The organism is Streptomyces sp. OR43, from assembly GCF_008042275.1.
Taxonomy (GTDB): Bacteria; Actinomycetota; Actinomycetes; order Streptomycetales; family Streptomycetaceae; genus Streptomyces.
Window position 1 is genome coordinate 33339 of the sequence record NZ_RDBK01000042.1, and the last position, 13913, is coordinate 47251.

Annotated in this window: 11 protein-coding genes; 7 read left to right on the forward strand and 4 right to left on the reverse strand. The window is 70.9% G+C overall.

Annotated elements, in window-relative coordinates; translation table 11 throughout:
- On the forward strand, positions 1-455 hold a 455-nt coding region (locus tag EAO72_RS18310; protein WP_459112822.1), incomplete at its 5' end, for a beta-xylosidase family glycoside hydrolase.
- Positions 456-502: 47 nt separating this feature from the next.
- On the opposite strand, the gene EAO72_RS18315 is transcribed toward EAO72_RS18310, so the two are convergent.
- A complete protein-coding gene (locus tag EAO72_RS18315; protein WP_148018413.1) occupies positions 503-1216 on the reverse strand; it encodes a YwqG family protein in 714 nt (237 codons plus the stop codon).
- A 210-nt stretch (positions 1217-1426) separates the two neighbouring features.
- Here EAO72_RS18315 and EAO72_RS18320 point away from each other — a divergent pair, with 210 nt between their 5' ends.
- Positions 1427-2215: an IclR family transcriptional regulator gene (locus tag EAO72_RS18320; RefSeq protein WP_148018414.1), complete on the forward strand. Its 789-nt coding sequence runs from the start codon at positions 1427-1429 to the stop codon at positions 2213-2215.
- 173 nt (positions 2216-2388) lie between these two features.
- On the opposite strand, the gene EAO72_RS18325 is transcribed toward EAO72_RS18320, so the two are convergent.
- Positions 2389-4689, reverse strand: coding sequence for an FAD-dependent oxidoreductase (locus EAO72_RS18325; RefSeq protein ID WP_148018415.1), 2301 nt, complete (start codon positions 4687-4689; stop codon positions 2389-2391).
- 434 nt (positions 4690-5123) lie between these two features.
- Between EAO72_RS18325 and EAO72_RS18330 the strand changes: the two genes are divergently transcribed.
- The 5 genes from EAO72_RS18330 (at position 5124) to EAO72_RS18350 (ending at position 10825) form a co-directional block, all read left to right on the forward strand.
- Positions 5124-6050: a carbohydrate ABC transporter permease gene (locus EAO72_RS18330; protein ID WP_148018416.1), complete on the forward strand. Its 927-nt coding sequence runs from the start codon at positions 5124-5126 to the stop codon at positions 6048-6050.
- Positions 6050-6967 (forward strand): carbohydrate ABC transporter permease, encoded by a 918-nt coding sequence (locus EAO72_RS18335; protein WP_148018417.1) that lies wholly within the window; start codon positions 6050-6052, stop codon positions 6965-6967. Before EAO72_RS18330 ends, EAO72_RS18335 begins: the two co-directional genes overlap by 1 nt.
- A gap of 44 nt (positions 6968-7011) precedes the next feature.
- Complete coding sequence (locus EAO72_RS18340) at positions 7012-8319, forward strand: sugar ABC transporter substrate-binding protein (RefSeq protein ID WP_148018418.1); 1308 nt, start codon at positions 7012-7014, stop codon at positions 8317-8319.
- A 219-nt stretch (positions 8320-8538) separates the two neighbouring features.
- On the forward strand, positions 8539-9840 hold the full coding sequence (locus EAO72_RS18345; RefSeq protein ID WP_148018419.1) for a BNR-4 repeat-containing protein: 1302 nt from the start codon (positions 8539-8541) through the stop codon (positions 9838-9840).
- A 70-nt stretch (positions 9841-9910) separates the two neighbouring features.
- Positions 9911-10825, forward strand: a complete 915-nt coding sequence (locus tag EAO72_RS18350; RefSeq protein WP_148018420.1) for a hypothetical protein — start codon at positions 9911-9913, stop codon at positions 10823-10825.
- 11 nt (positions 10826-10836) lie between these two features.
- Here EAO72_RS18350 and EAO72_RS18355 read toward each other — a convergent pair whose 3' ends face one another.
- Together EAO72_RS18355 and EAO72_RS18360 are read right to left on the reverse strand one after the other, a co-directional pair.
- A complete protein-coding gene (locus EAO72_RS18355) occupies positions 10837-12549 on the reverse strand; it encodes an aldehyde dehydrogenase family protein (RefSeq protein WP_148018421.1) in 1713 nt (570 codons plus the stop codon).
- A 65-nt stretch (positions 12550-12614) separates the two neighbouring features.
- On the reverse strand, positions 12615-13910 hold the full coding sequence (locus EAO72_RS18360) for an MFS transporter (protein ID WP_148018428.1): 1296 nt from the start codon (positions 13908-13910) through the stop codon (positions 12615-12617).
- Between the last annotated feature and the right edge of the window lie 3 nt (positions 13911-13913).

Here is a 13913-nt window from a genome sequence, read left to right on the forward strand (position 1 = left end):
GGTGGAGGGTGTCGGGCCCGCCGATCCGGAGGCCGGGCGGGGCCACCGCCTTCGTCGTACGGCTTGACGAGGCGCACCACTACCGGGTGGAGACGGACGGTGCCGGCACGGTCCACGTCGTCGCCAGGATCGGCCCGCTGTGCCACAGCGTGGCCGAACGCACGGTGCCGCCGGGCCCGTTGACCCTCCGGATCGACGTCACCACCGACGTGACCCTGCCCCCGTCCGTCACGGACCCGAAGGCGGTGGCCCCGCCCGGCCTCCGGATCGGCGGGCCCGACACCCTCCACCTGGGCTACGAGACGGCCGGGGGCGACTTCGAGGTCCTGGCCGCGCTCGACGGCCGCTACCTCACCACGGAGGTCGCCGGGGGCTTCACCGGCCGGGTCGTCGGCATGTACGCGACCCGGGGCAGCGCGGCCTTCGACTGGTTCGGGCTGCGCCCGGCCGCCTGACGCCGAGGCGGGCGGGGGCGCGTTCCGCCCCCGCCCCGCTGCCCGGTTCAGAAATGCTGGACCTCCGGCCAGACCGCCGCCGGGTCGCAGTGCGCCGGGCACGCCATCAGGTAGACCTCGTTGCCGAGGAACATCCCGTAGGTGTCGGCCCCCACGCTGTAGGGCTGCTCGGGCGCGTCGGCATGGACCGCGAACTCCATGTTCTCCGGCACCTGGCAGAGGTACTGCAGCTCGGCGCCGCACGCGCAGGTGTAGGACACGGGGCTCTGCGCCCAGGACGGCGTACCGCCCAGCTTGAACGCCAGGGCTCCGATGCCGCGCGAGTCGGGGACGTCATCGAAGGGCCGCAGCGTCAACGGCAGGGCGCATATGGAGGGTTCGCGCTCGGCGGCCGGAAGGTCCGCCCGCCGCTGGAGCAGAATGCGCCAGAACGGCCCCGGATAGGGCGATTGCGGAGCGTCCCAGTACCGGGGCACGAGCCGCCCGCCGGCGTACTCGGCATCGGGTGCTTCGTTGTGCGCGCCGCAGTGGAACACCAGTAGATGGTCCCCGCCGAAGGGTTCCAACTCAGCGGGCACGTCGAGCTGGAAGAACAGCGCCAGCCTCTCCCCGCAGAAGCACACGGGCCACTCCTGCCCGGGATCGAGGTACGGCCGGCCGCCCATGGAGTCACGGGCCGGCCGGTCCAGCGGTCCGGCTCCGACCTCGATGGCGTGCGCGGGCAGTGCCGCCCGGGGATTTCCTGCATCCTGTCCGTTCATCCGCTCACCCTAGAACCGCCCTGTGACAGCCGTTCCCGGGCGATCAGGCCTGACGGTGGCGGGCGTGGGCATGATGTCCACCCCTGTCCTGGATGGCCGGAACGGCCGGCAGCCCGCGCCCGTTCCGGCCATGGATTTCACCGCCGCCGCTCCGACCGACGCGATATGCTGATGCAGATAGTGCAAGCGACTTGCAAAATGAGGAGGGTCATGGCTACTCGGGCGACCGACGCCGGGACGAACCAGAGCGTCGAACGAGCCGTCTCGGTGCTGCGCGCACTCGACTCGGGCCGCGCCGAGCTACGCGTCTCCGACGTCGCCGAACTCACCGGGCTGGGATCCTCCACCACCTCCCGTCTGCTGTCCACCCTCGAACGCCTCGACATGGTCGAGCGCGACCCGGTCAGCAACCTCTACCGGCTCAGCCTCGGCATCCTCCCGCTGGCCGCCACCGCCACCAACCGGCATCCGGTCCACCGTGCCGCCCGCATGGTCCTCCAGGACCTCGCCACCCGCACCGGGCTGGGGGCCAACGTCGCCATCCGCCGCGGCACCGAGCTGATGTTCCTGTGCAACTTCGAGGGCGCGCGCGCCCCGAAGTCGTACACCCAGGCCGGACACACCGCCCCGCTGCACGCCACCAGCATCGGCAAGTGCCTCCTCACCGGGCTCACGCCCAAGGAGCGCCGCACGCTGCTGCCCGAACCGCTGGCGGCGCACACGGACTACACGACCACCAGCCACGATCTCCTCGACGCCGAGATCGACACCGTCCGCCGCACCGGCTACGCCGTCGAGGCCGAGGAACGGGCCCTGGGCCGGGCCTCCCTGGCCGCTCCGGTCCGTGACGCCTCGGGCGACGTGGTGGCCGCCATCTCCCTGTGGGGCCCCACCTCCCTCCTCGGCGGGCACACCGAGGAGGAAGGGCAGCGGCTCGCGCTGACCCGCGAGGTCATCGAGGCGGCCGACGCCATCAGCCAGGCACTGGGCGCGATCTGACTCACCCGCCGGACTTCGCGTCCGGGCCGCCCGCCGAAAGAGCCGTCCGGGTCACCCGCTGAAAACCGCGCCACCCGCGAGCCGCGTCACCCGCCGCGAAGCCCGAGTCTCCCGCCGCAAGGAAGGGGCCCGTACAGGCGGCCGACCTGTACGGGCCCCTTCCCGCCGTGCGCCTACGCGCCGTACGCCTTGAACGCGCTCACGTGCGCGTGCCGCGCCCCGTGCGTCGCGTCCACCACGAGCCGCAGCGCGTCGGTGCTCACCGGCCCGCCGTCCGCGCCGCGCACCCCGTGCACGCGGTGGCGGCGGCGGTTGTCCGTCACCGTCAGCAGGGTGTGCCAGGTGCCGTCGGGCTCACGGCTCTGGACGCGGTAGTCGCGGACCAGTTCCGGCATGACCTCGAACGGGGTGCGGTGCCGGTGCAGGTTGTTGAGGTACTCGTCGACGTCGTCGTCGAACACCACACGCACCTCGGCGAGCTGCTGCGCCTCGTCCCAGTCCAGGCGCAGCCACTGCCCGGCCGGCTCCGGGTCCGCCAGCCGGCCGGACGACCACATCTGCGGCCCGCCGTAGGGGCGCTGGAATCCGCCGACGGCCCGCTCGGGCCGGAACGCCTCGGTCTCCGGGGCGGCGCGGAAGCCGAAGCTCCTGCGGCGCAGGCCGCGGGCCTGCCACTCCAGGACCAGCTGGCCGTCCTCCTCGGGGATGTCGTGGTCGACGGCCACATCGCCCTCGGCCCGGCTGCGCAGCGCGAGAACGCCGTCGGTGCGTTCGGGGACGAGGACCAGCGCCGTGCCCGGACAGGCGCGGACGATCAGGACGACGTTCTCCGGGGCGTCCGGGCGGTGACCGAGGCGGGCGGTGACCCAGTGGGGGCCGCCGGCCGGCACGGTCACCGTGGTGGTCAGCAGCTGGTCGGCGGGGACGGCGTTCTCGGGGCGGCCGGTGCTCCACAGCTCCACCGTGAGTTCACTGGACCGTCCGTCCGGGGCGCCGTGGACCAGCAGGTCGACCGTGTCGAGCACGGGGTCGGCCGGCAGCAGGAGCGCGAGGTCGCGGGTGAGCGGGCACGGCTCGCCCGGCGCCTCCGGGGTCGGCTCCGCGGCCAGCCGGTTCAGGTAGGAGGAGGCGGTGACCCGGGCCGTCAGCGCCAGGTTGCCGGGGTCGTCGTCGGCCAGGCCGATCACCGAGGCGTCCTGCCGCAGCAGGGCCCGGCGCACCAGCTCGGGGCGGGTCGCGGCGAGTTCGCGCGGGCCGATGCCCTCGGCCACGCACAGGGCGGCGGCCGTGCCGGCGGCCTCGCCGAGCGTGGCGCAGGTGGCCATCACGCGGGTGGCGCCGAACGCGATGTGGGTGGCGGATATGTTGCGCCCGGCGAACATCAGGTTCGTGACGTTCACCGAGTACAGCGAGCGCAGCGGGATGTGGAAGATGCCGTCCGCGTAGCGCTGGCGGGCCCCGGGCTCGTCGGCGTACATCCCCTGCACGGGGTGGAGGTCGACGGACCAGCCTCCGAACGCGATGCGGTCGTCGAACTGGCGCTGCTCCAGGACGTCCTGCTGGCTCAGCACGTGGTCTCCGAGGAAGCGGCGGTACTCGCGTTTGCCCGGGAGGCTGCCGACCCACTCCAGGGTCAGGTTCTCGGCGTCCGGGAACTCGCCGGAGTTCTTGATGTGGTCCCAGATGCCCATGACCACGGACTGGAGCTCGTCGCGGATGCGCTCGTTGTCGTGGACGGTGTCGAGCTCGCCGCCCCACTCGACCCACCAGTAGTCGCAGCCGTTGTCGCCGGTGCGCAGCACACGGTTGCGCAGGATGGGCGTGCTGGTGAGGTCGCGGGCGGAGGCGGGCGGCACGAACTTCACCGGCCGGCCCAGGTCCTTGGTGTAGAAGAGGATCGTCGACCCGAGCAGCGCCTCGTCCGCCTCCTCGGGCGCCCAGGGCTCGCCGAACTCCGCTCGTGCCTCGCGGCCGATGCGGTAGCGGGCGCCCGCGAGGTGGCCGAGCAGGCCGTCGCCGGTGCAGTCGAGGAACTGCCGGGCGTGGAAGGTGATGCGCCGCTCGGAGCCCATCATCCAGCCGGTGCACGAGTGCACCTCGCGCGCGTCGTCCGGGCCGCTCGCGTCGACCTCGCGTACGTCGGTGTTGAGGTAGAGGTCGATGTTCGGTTCGGCCCGGACGGCGTCGAGGACCACCTGGTCCCAGTAGTACGGGTTCCCCTCGGGGTTGCGGTACTGGTTCTCGGTGTACAGCTCGCCCATGATGCCGGTCTCCCGGGCCCAGCGGTGCACGCCGTGCGCGGAGGCTCCGCAGACCCAGACCCGGACCTCGCTGCTGGCGTTGCCGCCCAGCACGGTCCGGTTGTTGACCAGGGCGACGCGCCGGCCGAGCCGGGCCGCGGCGATGGCCGCGCAGGTCCCCGCCAGGCCACCGCCGATGACGGCGATGTCGTAATGGACCTCTTCTTCCCGCACGGGGCGGCCTCCTCGGTGTGAAGCACGGATTCCCTCCGCCACAGCGGAGCGACCACGAACGTACATCACATCCATATTGTGCAACCACTGTTCAGCCAGTGGGATGTGTTGTAAGTTTCCGGCGCAGCCAACGATGCCGTCGGCGAGGGCTACCGTTCGAGTTCACGGCAGGTCAACAGGCTCGCCGGTTCTGCACAGAACCGGCGATTCACCGACCAAAAGGGTTGACGCCTTCGCACGATATGGAGAACGATCCCGCATGCTGCAACTTGCGTTCAGTAGAGCAGCATGACCTTCACACAGGGCCTCGGCCGGCGCACGGGACGGCGCGGCTCACGGCTCACGTCCGGCCGCTGCGCCTCCGTTCCTTCGGAGCGCAGCCACCGCGGCACGCCCCGCACCACCGCTCCCGCACCGTTCGAGAGGACTGATCCATGAGTACGGCCGCACCTCCACGGAAGGCCGCTCCACGTCGTGAGCGGACCGGTGGACGACTCTCCAACGGCGCGTTCGCACTGCTGCTGACCGCACCGGGGATCGCGCTCTTCGCGACGATCATCATCTATCCGCTGGTGTCGGCCCTGTTCACCGGCTTCTTCAAGCAGGACCTGCGCCTGCCGGGCCGGGAGTTCGTCGGTCTCGACAACTTCACCTACTGGCTGGACGGCGACTTCCTCACCATCCTCAAGCAGACCCTGGTCTTCACCGTCGGGGCAACGATCGTCCCCTTCGCGCTCGGGTTCGCGCTCGCGCTCGCACTGAACTCGGGCCTGAAGGGCAGCGGTTTCATGCGCGGCCTGTTCCTCTTCCCGTGGGTGATCCCGGGCGTGGTGGTCTCCTTCCTGTGGATGTGGATCTTCAACGCGAACTACGGCGTGCTGAACGGCGTCCTCATGGACACCGGGATCATCGACGAGTCGGTGTCCTGGCTCGGACAGCCGGGCACCGCGATGCTCGCCGTCATCGTCACCAAGACCTGGGCGAGCTTCCCCTGGATGATGGTGATGCTCCTGGCCGGTCTGCAGACCGTGCCCAAGGAACTGCACGAGGCGGCCTCCATCGACGGCGCCGGCTCGGTCCGGCGCTTCTTCGCCGTCACCTGGCCCCAGGTGCGCGGGGTCGCCTCGATCGTGCTGCTCCTGGAGTTCATCTGGAACTTCCAGCACTTCGACACCATCTACGTGCTCACCGGTGGCGGGCCGGCCGGCGCCACGGAGACCTTCGCCACCGCGGTGTACCAGACCGCCTTCAAGGGCTTCGACATCGGCCGGGCGACTGCCCTGGGCGGGCTGTGGATGCTGCTCCTGCTCCTCCTCGTCGTCGTCTACCTCAGGATCACCGAGCGGAAGGGCGACGCCTGATGACCTCCACGACCTCCACCCCGCTGTCCGGCACCGGCCGGCTGAAGCCGTCCGCCACGTCCGCCGGGAACACCTCGCGACGCCGGATGCGCAAGGACCTGCTCCGCTCCAGGATCGCCGCCTGGACCGCCGTCCTGGTGATCGGCGCCTTCGGCCTCCTGCCGGTCTACTGGCTGCTGGCCACCGCGCTGAGCAGCCCCGAGGACGCGTTCCAGTTCCCGCCGAAGCTGATCCCCACCCACCTCACCTTCAGCAACTTCACCGCGCTCGCCGAGAACGACCAGCTGATCAAGTACATGATCAACTCGCTGGTCGTGGCCTCGATCACCGCCGTGCTGAGCGTGGTCGTCGCCACGTACATGGGGTACTCGTTCTCCAAGTTCCGCTACCGCGGGCGGCGCTCGCTGATGCACATGGTGCTGGCCTCCCAGATGTTCCCCCAGGCCCTCCTGCTGGTGACGCTGTACGCCGTGTTCTCCAGCTTCGGCCTGCTGAACACGTACACCGCGCTGGTGCTGTCCTTCACCACGTTCACGATGCCGCTCTGTGTCTGGATGCTGAAGGGCATCTTCGACACCATCCCGGACGCCCTCCTGGAGGCCGCGTCCATCGACGGCGCCTCCCGGTGGCGGACGCTGCACTCCATCGTGGCGCCGCTGGCCGCACCCGGAATGATCGCGGCCGGGCTGTTCGCCTTCGTCCGCGGCTGGAACGACTTCATCTTCGCCGTGACGCTGGCCGACAAGGAGAAGCAGACCCTGCCGCCCGGCCTCGTCTCCACCTACATCGGCGAGTTCCAGGCCGCCTGGCCCGAGCTGATGGCCGCCTCGCTCGTGGTGTCCATCCCGGTGGTCGTCGCCTTCATGTTCCTGCAGCGCTACCTCGTCGGCGGCATGACCGCCGGCTCGGTCAAGTAGCCCCCCGCACTCCTTCACCTCCCGCCCCCTCCCATGGAGACACCATGACCACCTCTGGCATCAGCCGCCGCGGCGCGCTGCGCATGTTCGGTATCGGCGCGCTCGGTATGGCCGGCGTCGGCGCGCTGGGTGCCTGCGCGCCGTCCCCGTCCAACTCCGGCAGCGCGTCCAACGGAGGCGACACGAAGTCCAAGGACTTCGACTTCACCTCCTGGTCGCTCAACGAAGAGGCCGCCAGACCGGCGATCGAGAAGATCATCGCCGCCTGGGAGAAGGCCGAGAAGTCCAAGGTCCGGGCGGTCTCGTACCCGTACAACGAGTACCTCAGCCAGCTCACCCTCAAGCTCGGCGGCGGTGAGACCACCGGCGCGATCCACCTCGACATCGCGTGGCTCGCCGCGGTGGCGCAGATGGGCAAGCTCGCCGACCTCGGCTCCGTCGCCCCGAAGGGCGGCTACACGGACGTCGCGCTGAAGAGCGGTGTGTACGACGGCAAGCAGTACGGACTGCCGTGGAACACCGGCTCGATCGGTGTGATCGCCAACTCCAAGCTCCTGGAGAAGGCCGGCGTCAAGAAGCACCCCGTCACGGTCGAGGAGTTCGAGGACGCGCTCCGGGCGGTGAAGGGGCTCGGCGGCGGGGTCGTGCCGTACGCCGCGGCCACGAAGGTCGCGCAGCTCAAGGACATCTTCCCGTGGATGCAGACCTTCGGCTGCACGCTCATGGAGGGCGAGAAGGTCACCATCGGCGACGACGCCTCCGTCGACGCGGTCACCTGGTACAAGAAGCTGCACGACGCGAAGCTGATCGCCGCCGACGTGGACCGCTTCGACGCGCGCGCCCTGTTCGGGCAGGGCAAGGCCGCCTTCTACGACGACGCAGTCATCGGCAAGGGCGTGACCGCGGCCCAGTCCAAGGACAAGACGCTGGCCGACGCCATGCAGCCGATGACGCGTCCGGTACTGCGCTCCGGCGACACCCCGCAGGCGCTGCTCTGGGGCGGTGTGATCGCGATCGTCAACGGCAAGGGCCAGGACGCGGCGACGGAGTTCGCCCTGCACACCACCTCCGACCTCGCCACCACCTCCGAGTACTTCGTCTCCCGTGCCCTGCCGCCGTCCACCACGGCGGGGCTGGCGGACCCGAAGGTCGCGCAGGACACGTTCACCACCGAGTGGACGGAGAAGATCACCAAGACCGCGACCGGCAGCCCGTTCTGGCAGTTCGCGCAGAACGCCCAGATCGAGGAGGCCGTGGCGAAGCAGGTCCAGGCCGTCCTGGTCGGCAAGTCGAAGCCGAAGGACGCGATGAGGAAGGCCGGCGAGGAGGTCTCCGCGCTCATCAAGCGCTGAGACAACGCGGGGCGGCCCAGGGCCCGGTGAAGGCGGATCAGCCTTCACCGGGCCCTCCGTCATCCCGCACACGCATTCCCGTAGGGGTATCTCAGATCCCCATTGTGCAATCTCTATTCACGATATGGGATCTGTTGTAAATTTCCCGCGCACCGGAGGAACGAGGCGACCTCGGCCGCTCTCACGCCTCCGCCCATCCCGCCCGCGAAGGAGCTCACCTTGCGACGTCCCACGGCACGCACGGCCGCCGCCTCGGCCGCGGCCCTGGCCGCCCTGCTCACACCCGGCCCGGCCGCCCAGGCCGCCGGAACGGACCGCGCCGCGGCCGCGGCCACGGTGATCGAGAAGGTTCCGTACGCGATGGACTCGTCGAACCAGGCCGCCTGGTGGACGCCCGCCGCGACGTACAAGGGCCGCGGCCAGTACACGTACTTCGCCTTCAACGAGCCCGGCGCCACGGCCGCGACGCACCGCCCGGCCATCGCCCGCCGCGACCCGGACGGCGTGTGGAGCCGGCTGCCGCTGCTCGCCGCGAACGGGCAGCAGGCCGAGTTCCCCGATGACAACGGCCACAACCAGCCGTCGGTCGCACGCGACGGCAGCGGCCGTCTCCACGTGTTCACCTCCATGCACGCCAACCCCTGGCGCTACTTCCGCACCGAGGCGCCCGGCGGGGCCGTCACGGACCACGCGGCCGAACTGCCGGACCAGGGCGAGGCCATCACCTACCCGGTCGTGACCACCGCCCCCAACGGCGACCTGTACCTGGCCGCCCGCGTCGGCGCCGGCTCCGACCAGCGCCCCGGCAAGCTCTACCGCTGGGACAACGCCGCATCGCACTGGAGCGTGGTCGCCACGTTCGCCGGCGCGCTGAACCGCTCCGTGTACCCCGACGACCTGACGGTCGACGCCGCCGGGCGCGTACACCTCCTCTACGAGTGGGCGAAGGCGCCCGCGACCGCGTTCCGGCACCAGCTCTCCTACCTCCGCTACGACCCGGCGACCGGCGCCTTCGCGGACAGCGCGGGCGCGGCCGTCACCACGCCGGTGACCCCGGCCACGTCCGACGTGATCCAGGAGCTCACCACGGGTGAGGAGTGGAGCATCGACAACGCCTATCCGGGCCCGGCGGTGCAGAGCGCCAAACTCACCCTCGACGGCGCCACTCCGAAGGTCGCCTACCGCTACCGCTCGGCCGACAGCGGCGGCGACTTCCGTGTGTACTACGCGTATCCGAGCGGCAGCAGCTGGGTCCGCCAGACGGTGTACGCCGGCGGCCAGACGGCCGCGGCCCTCGGGATCACCTGGGACGAGACGGAGGCGGGCCGCGTCTACTACGTGACCACCACCGGCACCGACCGCGTCTTTGCCGCGACCCGTCCGGACACCGCGTGGACCTCGCAGTCCGCCGCGCCGGGCGTGAGCGCGGACCGACTGGCGGTACGGCGCGACTCGGACGGGAACGACGTGCTGTACCTGCCGGACACCGCACACAACTCGCTCTATTACGGGCTGCGTTGAGCCACAACAGGTAGCCGGTTGCACGGACCCGCTCCGCATGGAGGAGGATGCGGAGCGGGAGGGGATTTGAATGAGTTCAAAACTGGAGAGTGCGGGGCGGGCCCAGGCACGTGTGAGGGACAGGTTCGGCGCGGTACTGACGGCTTCCATGTCCGTGCTCCTCGTCGAGACCGTGATCGGGTGGATCGCGCTCTTCATGTGGGGGCAGGTCCAGGAGAACCCTGGCCTCGCCTACAACGCTCTGGGTCTCCTTCTCCTGATCGTGCTGGTGCCGGTGGGAGCCGTGCTCGGCGCGCTGGTGTCGGTCGGCGTGGTGATGCCGCTCCTGACCGTGGCAGGTTGGCTCGGCCGCAGACTCTCGGGACGCGAGGCGTGGTGGTGGGTCCCGGCGCTGACGGCTGTCGGAGCCGCCCTGCTGTTTCTGGCGGTGGGGGTCGAGGCCGACCCGTGGGCGGGCGCAGTCGGCTGGCTCCTGCTGACCATGACACTCACACCCGCGGCGCTGACTGCCCGAAGGCTTCTGCTGCCGGACCGTCGACATCTCACCGGCGCGGCCATGTTCGGGCGGGTGGCGATGTACGGAACGCTCGCCGTCGTCGCCACCTGCACGCTCTGCGGCATCGCGCTGGCCGCCGGGATCGGCTACGCGCCTCCGCGGCTCAACACGGAACAGGTGGCGGGGACATGGTCCGACGGGAAGGCCGGCAGGCTCAGCCTCACGGCGGACGGTCACGCCGCGGCCACCCGCGTCGACACGTTCGACCTCGACGACTCCTTCGAGACCGTGAGGCACCCGTGCACCGGCGCCGGGACGTGGGAGTACGACCCGGGCGCCGGACCGCAGACCCAGACGGTGACCGTGTCCATCGACGCGTGCCCCATGGACGCCTGGTCGGTACTCGGAACCCCGGAACGTCCCAAGCTCTACGTCTTCATCGGAGACCCCGACTCCGGGGACCTCTACGTCCTGCAGCGCCAGGACTAGGTTCTTCGGGCTCAACCACGCAGCGCCGACAGGAAGATGCCCGGCAGTTTGCGCAGCTTCGGTGCGGCGGTGAAAGCGGTGAGGCGCCGCACGGTCGTCAGGCCGGTCCGGTTGGTGACGAAGTACGGCGGGCGCGGGGACAACGAGGGCGAGCCCGTGAACAGGCCGCGGGGTGACGGGGCGAAGGGGGCCCGGAGGACCGTCTTCTCCACGTCCTCCAGCATGAAGGCGTTGTGCACGAAGCCGATTCCGCTGCCGATCTCCTGGCGCGTGTGTCCGGGGAACGCGCCCCATGGCGTGTATCCGAGGAGGAAGCCGAACGCCGACCAGCAGTTCACCCCGAGCGTGCCGTAGCGCAGTTCGGCGATCGCGGTGTCCACGGCCTCGCGGTGTGCGCGTTCGGTACGCGGGTGGACCAGAAGGGTGGCGCCGAGGGTGCCCGGCAGGGTGTCGTTGGCGAAGTCGGTGGCCCGGCGCAGGAATTCGGCCGGGTCCCGGCCCTCGATGCGTACGACTCCGAGTGCGCTGGCGAACACCTCGTCGGTGAACATCGGATCGTCCGGGCGTGTGATGTCGGGCACGAGGGCTCCGCACGCCTCCCCGGTGAGGAACTCGGTCTCGGGGTGCGCCTCGACGACGTCGCACAGCCGTCCGGCGGCGCCCGGGTAGTAGTCGCTGCGGGGCGGGAGTTCGCTCAGGACCCGGCGGATCTCGTCGAGCAGTCGCTCGGTTCCGTCCCAGTCCCGCGGCACCACGAGGATCTGGCTGGCGACGCAGTTGTGGCCGGAGTTGTTCATCTTGCTGGTGACGATGTGCTCCGCCTGGAAGCGGAGGTCGGCGTCCGTCCACGGGCCAGGGGTGACGATGCAGGGGCTGACTCCCCCGAGTTCGCTGGTGAACGGTTTGTCGTTCAGCGGTGTGTCCTCGCGCCGGCGCCGTTCCGCCTGCTCGTCCGTGCCCCAGACGATGGCGTCGTGGGTGCGCTCGCTGCCCGTCACGTGGATGGTGTCGATGCCCTCGTGCGCGGTCAGGTAGGCGCCCTCGGCGGGGCCGCCGTCCACGAAGCGGACCCATCCGCGGTCCACGAACTCCGCGAACACCTTCTCGAAGTGCGGCCGGAGGTAGTCGTTGACCGGGTTCATCTTCACGATGACGACCTGGTTGTCGAGGTACAGCTTGTGCACGATGTCGAGCGGAGTGATGGCCGCCACGTTCCCGGCTCCCAGAACGAGTGCCACGGCGGGCGCCCCCGGGCTGCCCCGGTAGGCGCCGGCCGCCCTGGCCAGCACCTGTTCGCGCGTGGTGCCGGGCAGGGTCCACACCTGTGCGGAGAAGCCGCTGAGCAGGAGGCGGTCCGTGCCCGTGGCGGGGAAGACGTCGACCACGGTGCGCCCGCCGCGGTCGCGGACGGCCCACGCCGGGACCGGGTCACGCCCGTCGGAGAGCCTGCGCAGTACGTGGAGGTACGCGCTCACGGTCTGTGCCAGGGCCCAGGGCGCGGTGACCCAGTCCTCGGCGGCCCAGGGCGAGTCGGCACCGTAGCCCTTGGCGCGTGCCGCGTCGGCGACCATGGCGGGGGCGCCTTCGGCGATGCGGGGCAGCATCCGTTCCAGCAGGCCGATGCGTTCGTCCGGACCGGTCCGGGTCCAGGTCTCCATGCCCTCGCGCAGTGCGGTCACGGCGTGGTCCAGGGGTGCGGTGTCGAGTACCGGTGCGGCGCTCACAGGAAGGCTCCTCGGTGTGGGGGCGGGGCGGACGGATGGCCGGGCCCCGTGTGCGGCGGTGGGGTTCACCGTGCCAGCCGGGCGGTGTCGCGGGCCGGGTCGATCAGGAGGAAGGAGGCCGCCGCTCCGATCACGAGCAGCGCGCCGGAGAGCGTGACGGCGAGGTGGTAGCCGTTGTCGCCCCGGGCGTCGACCAGCGCACCGACGACGGCGGGGGCCGCGAGACCGGCGGCGGTGACCACCGCGTTCATCGCGCCCAGCGATCCGCCGCTGCGGCCGGCGGGGGCGAGTTCGGCGACGGTGGTGGCCGCGACCGTCGCATAGGAGCCGCCGAGACCGAACCCCAGGGCCACCAGCACGGTCCTGGCCGTGGAACCGTCCACGAAGGTCTGCGCCAGCAGACACGCGGCGCCCAGCGCGAGCAGCCACCCTCCGACCCAGCCGCGCGCCCGGCGGCTGCTCACACCGCGGCGCATGAGCCGGCCGGTGATGCCGGCCTGGGCGAGCAGTGCCACGGCGCCGACGGTCCAGGGGACGACGACGAGGACGGACGCCGTGTGAGCCGGGTGCCCGAGGGCGTTGCGCAGGTAGGAGGGCAGCCAGACCAGCATCAGCGCCACCGACCAGTAGCTCGTGAAGTAGGCGAGCGTGGCCCCGATCCAGGTGCGCGTGGCGAGGATCCGTCCGTACGGAACGGGGGCCGGGGTGTCAGCAGCCGGCAACGCCCCCTTCTCCTCGGTGCGGTGGCCGCCGTCCGCTCCGAACAGCTTCCAGGCCAGGGCCCATGCGAGACCGGCGGCGGCGAGCACCCACAGGGCGGCCCGCCAGCCGTGGTGCTGGATGACCCAGGACAGGCCGGGCGCGGAGACGATGACGCCGAGCGTCACGCCCAGGGTGATCAGGGCCCCGGGCAGGTTGCGCCGATGGTTGGGGAACCAGGCCAGGGTCGCCTGCTGGGCGACGGGGAAGGCCGGCCCCTCGGCGGCGCCGAGAACGACGCGGGAGGCGACCAGTACGGCCAGTCCGCCGCCGAACGCAGCGGGCGCCTGGGCCACCGACCACAGGACGGCCATCACCAGGAGCAGCAGCCTCGGTGACACCCGGTCGGCGACGAGGCCGACGACGACGGCCGAGACCGAGAAGAGAAGGAAGAACGCACTGTTCGCAAGGCCGAACTGGGTGGCGCTCAGGTGGAGATCGGCGCGGATCTCGTCCGCGGCCAGGCCCAGCACGGACTTGTCCGCGAAGTTGACCATCATGAAGACCACCAGCAGGGCGGTCACGGTCCAGGCCTTGGCGCCACCGCCCTGGCGGTCTGTGGTCCCGGAGGACCGCTGGGACAGAGTCGGTGCCGTGTTCATGGG

Bases quoted from the DNA above. Each gene is read 5' to 3' on its own strand.
- EAO72_RS18315 (WP_148018413.1), bottom strand. From the start codon at position 1,216: ATGAACGGACAGGATGCAGGAAATCCCCGGGCGGCACTGCCCGCGCAC.
- EAO72_RS18320 (WP_148018414.1), top strand. From the start codon at position 1,427: ATGGCTACTCGGGCGACCGACGCCGGGACGAACCAGAGCGTCGAACGA.
- EAO72_RS18330 (WP_148018416.1), top strand. From the start codon at position 5,124: ATGAGTACGGCCGCACCTCCACGGAAGGCCGCTCCACGTCGTGAGCGG.
- EAO72_RS18335 (WP_148018417.1), top strand. From the start codon at position 6,050: ATGACCTCCACGACCTCCACCCCGCTGTCCGGCACCGGCCGGCTGAAG.
- EAO72_RS18340 (WP_148018418.1), top strand. From the start codon at position 7,012: ATGACCACCTCTGGCATCAGCCGCCGCGGCGCGCTGCGCATGTTCGGT.
- EAO72_RS18350 (WP_148018420.1), top strand. From the start codon at position 9,911: ATGAGTTCAAAACTGGAGAGTGCGGGGCGGGCCCAGGCACGTGTGAGG.
- EAO72_RS18360 (WP_148018428.1), bottom strand. From the start codon at position 13,910: ATGAACACGGCACCGACTCTGTCCCAGCGGTCCTCCGGGACCACAGAC.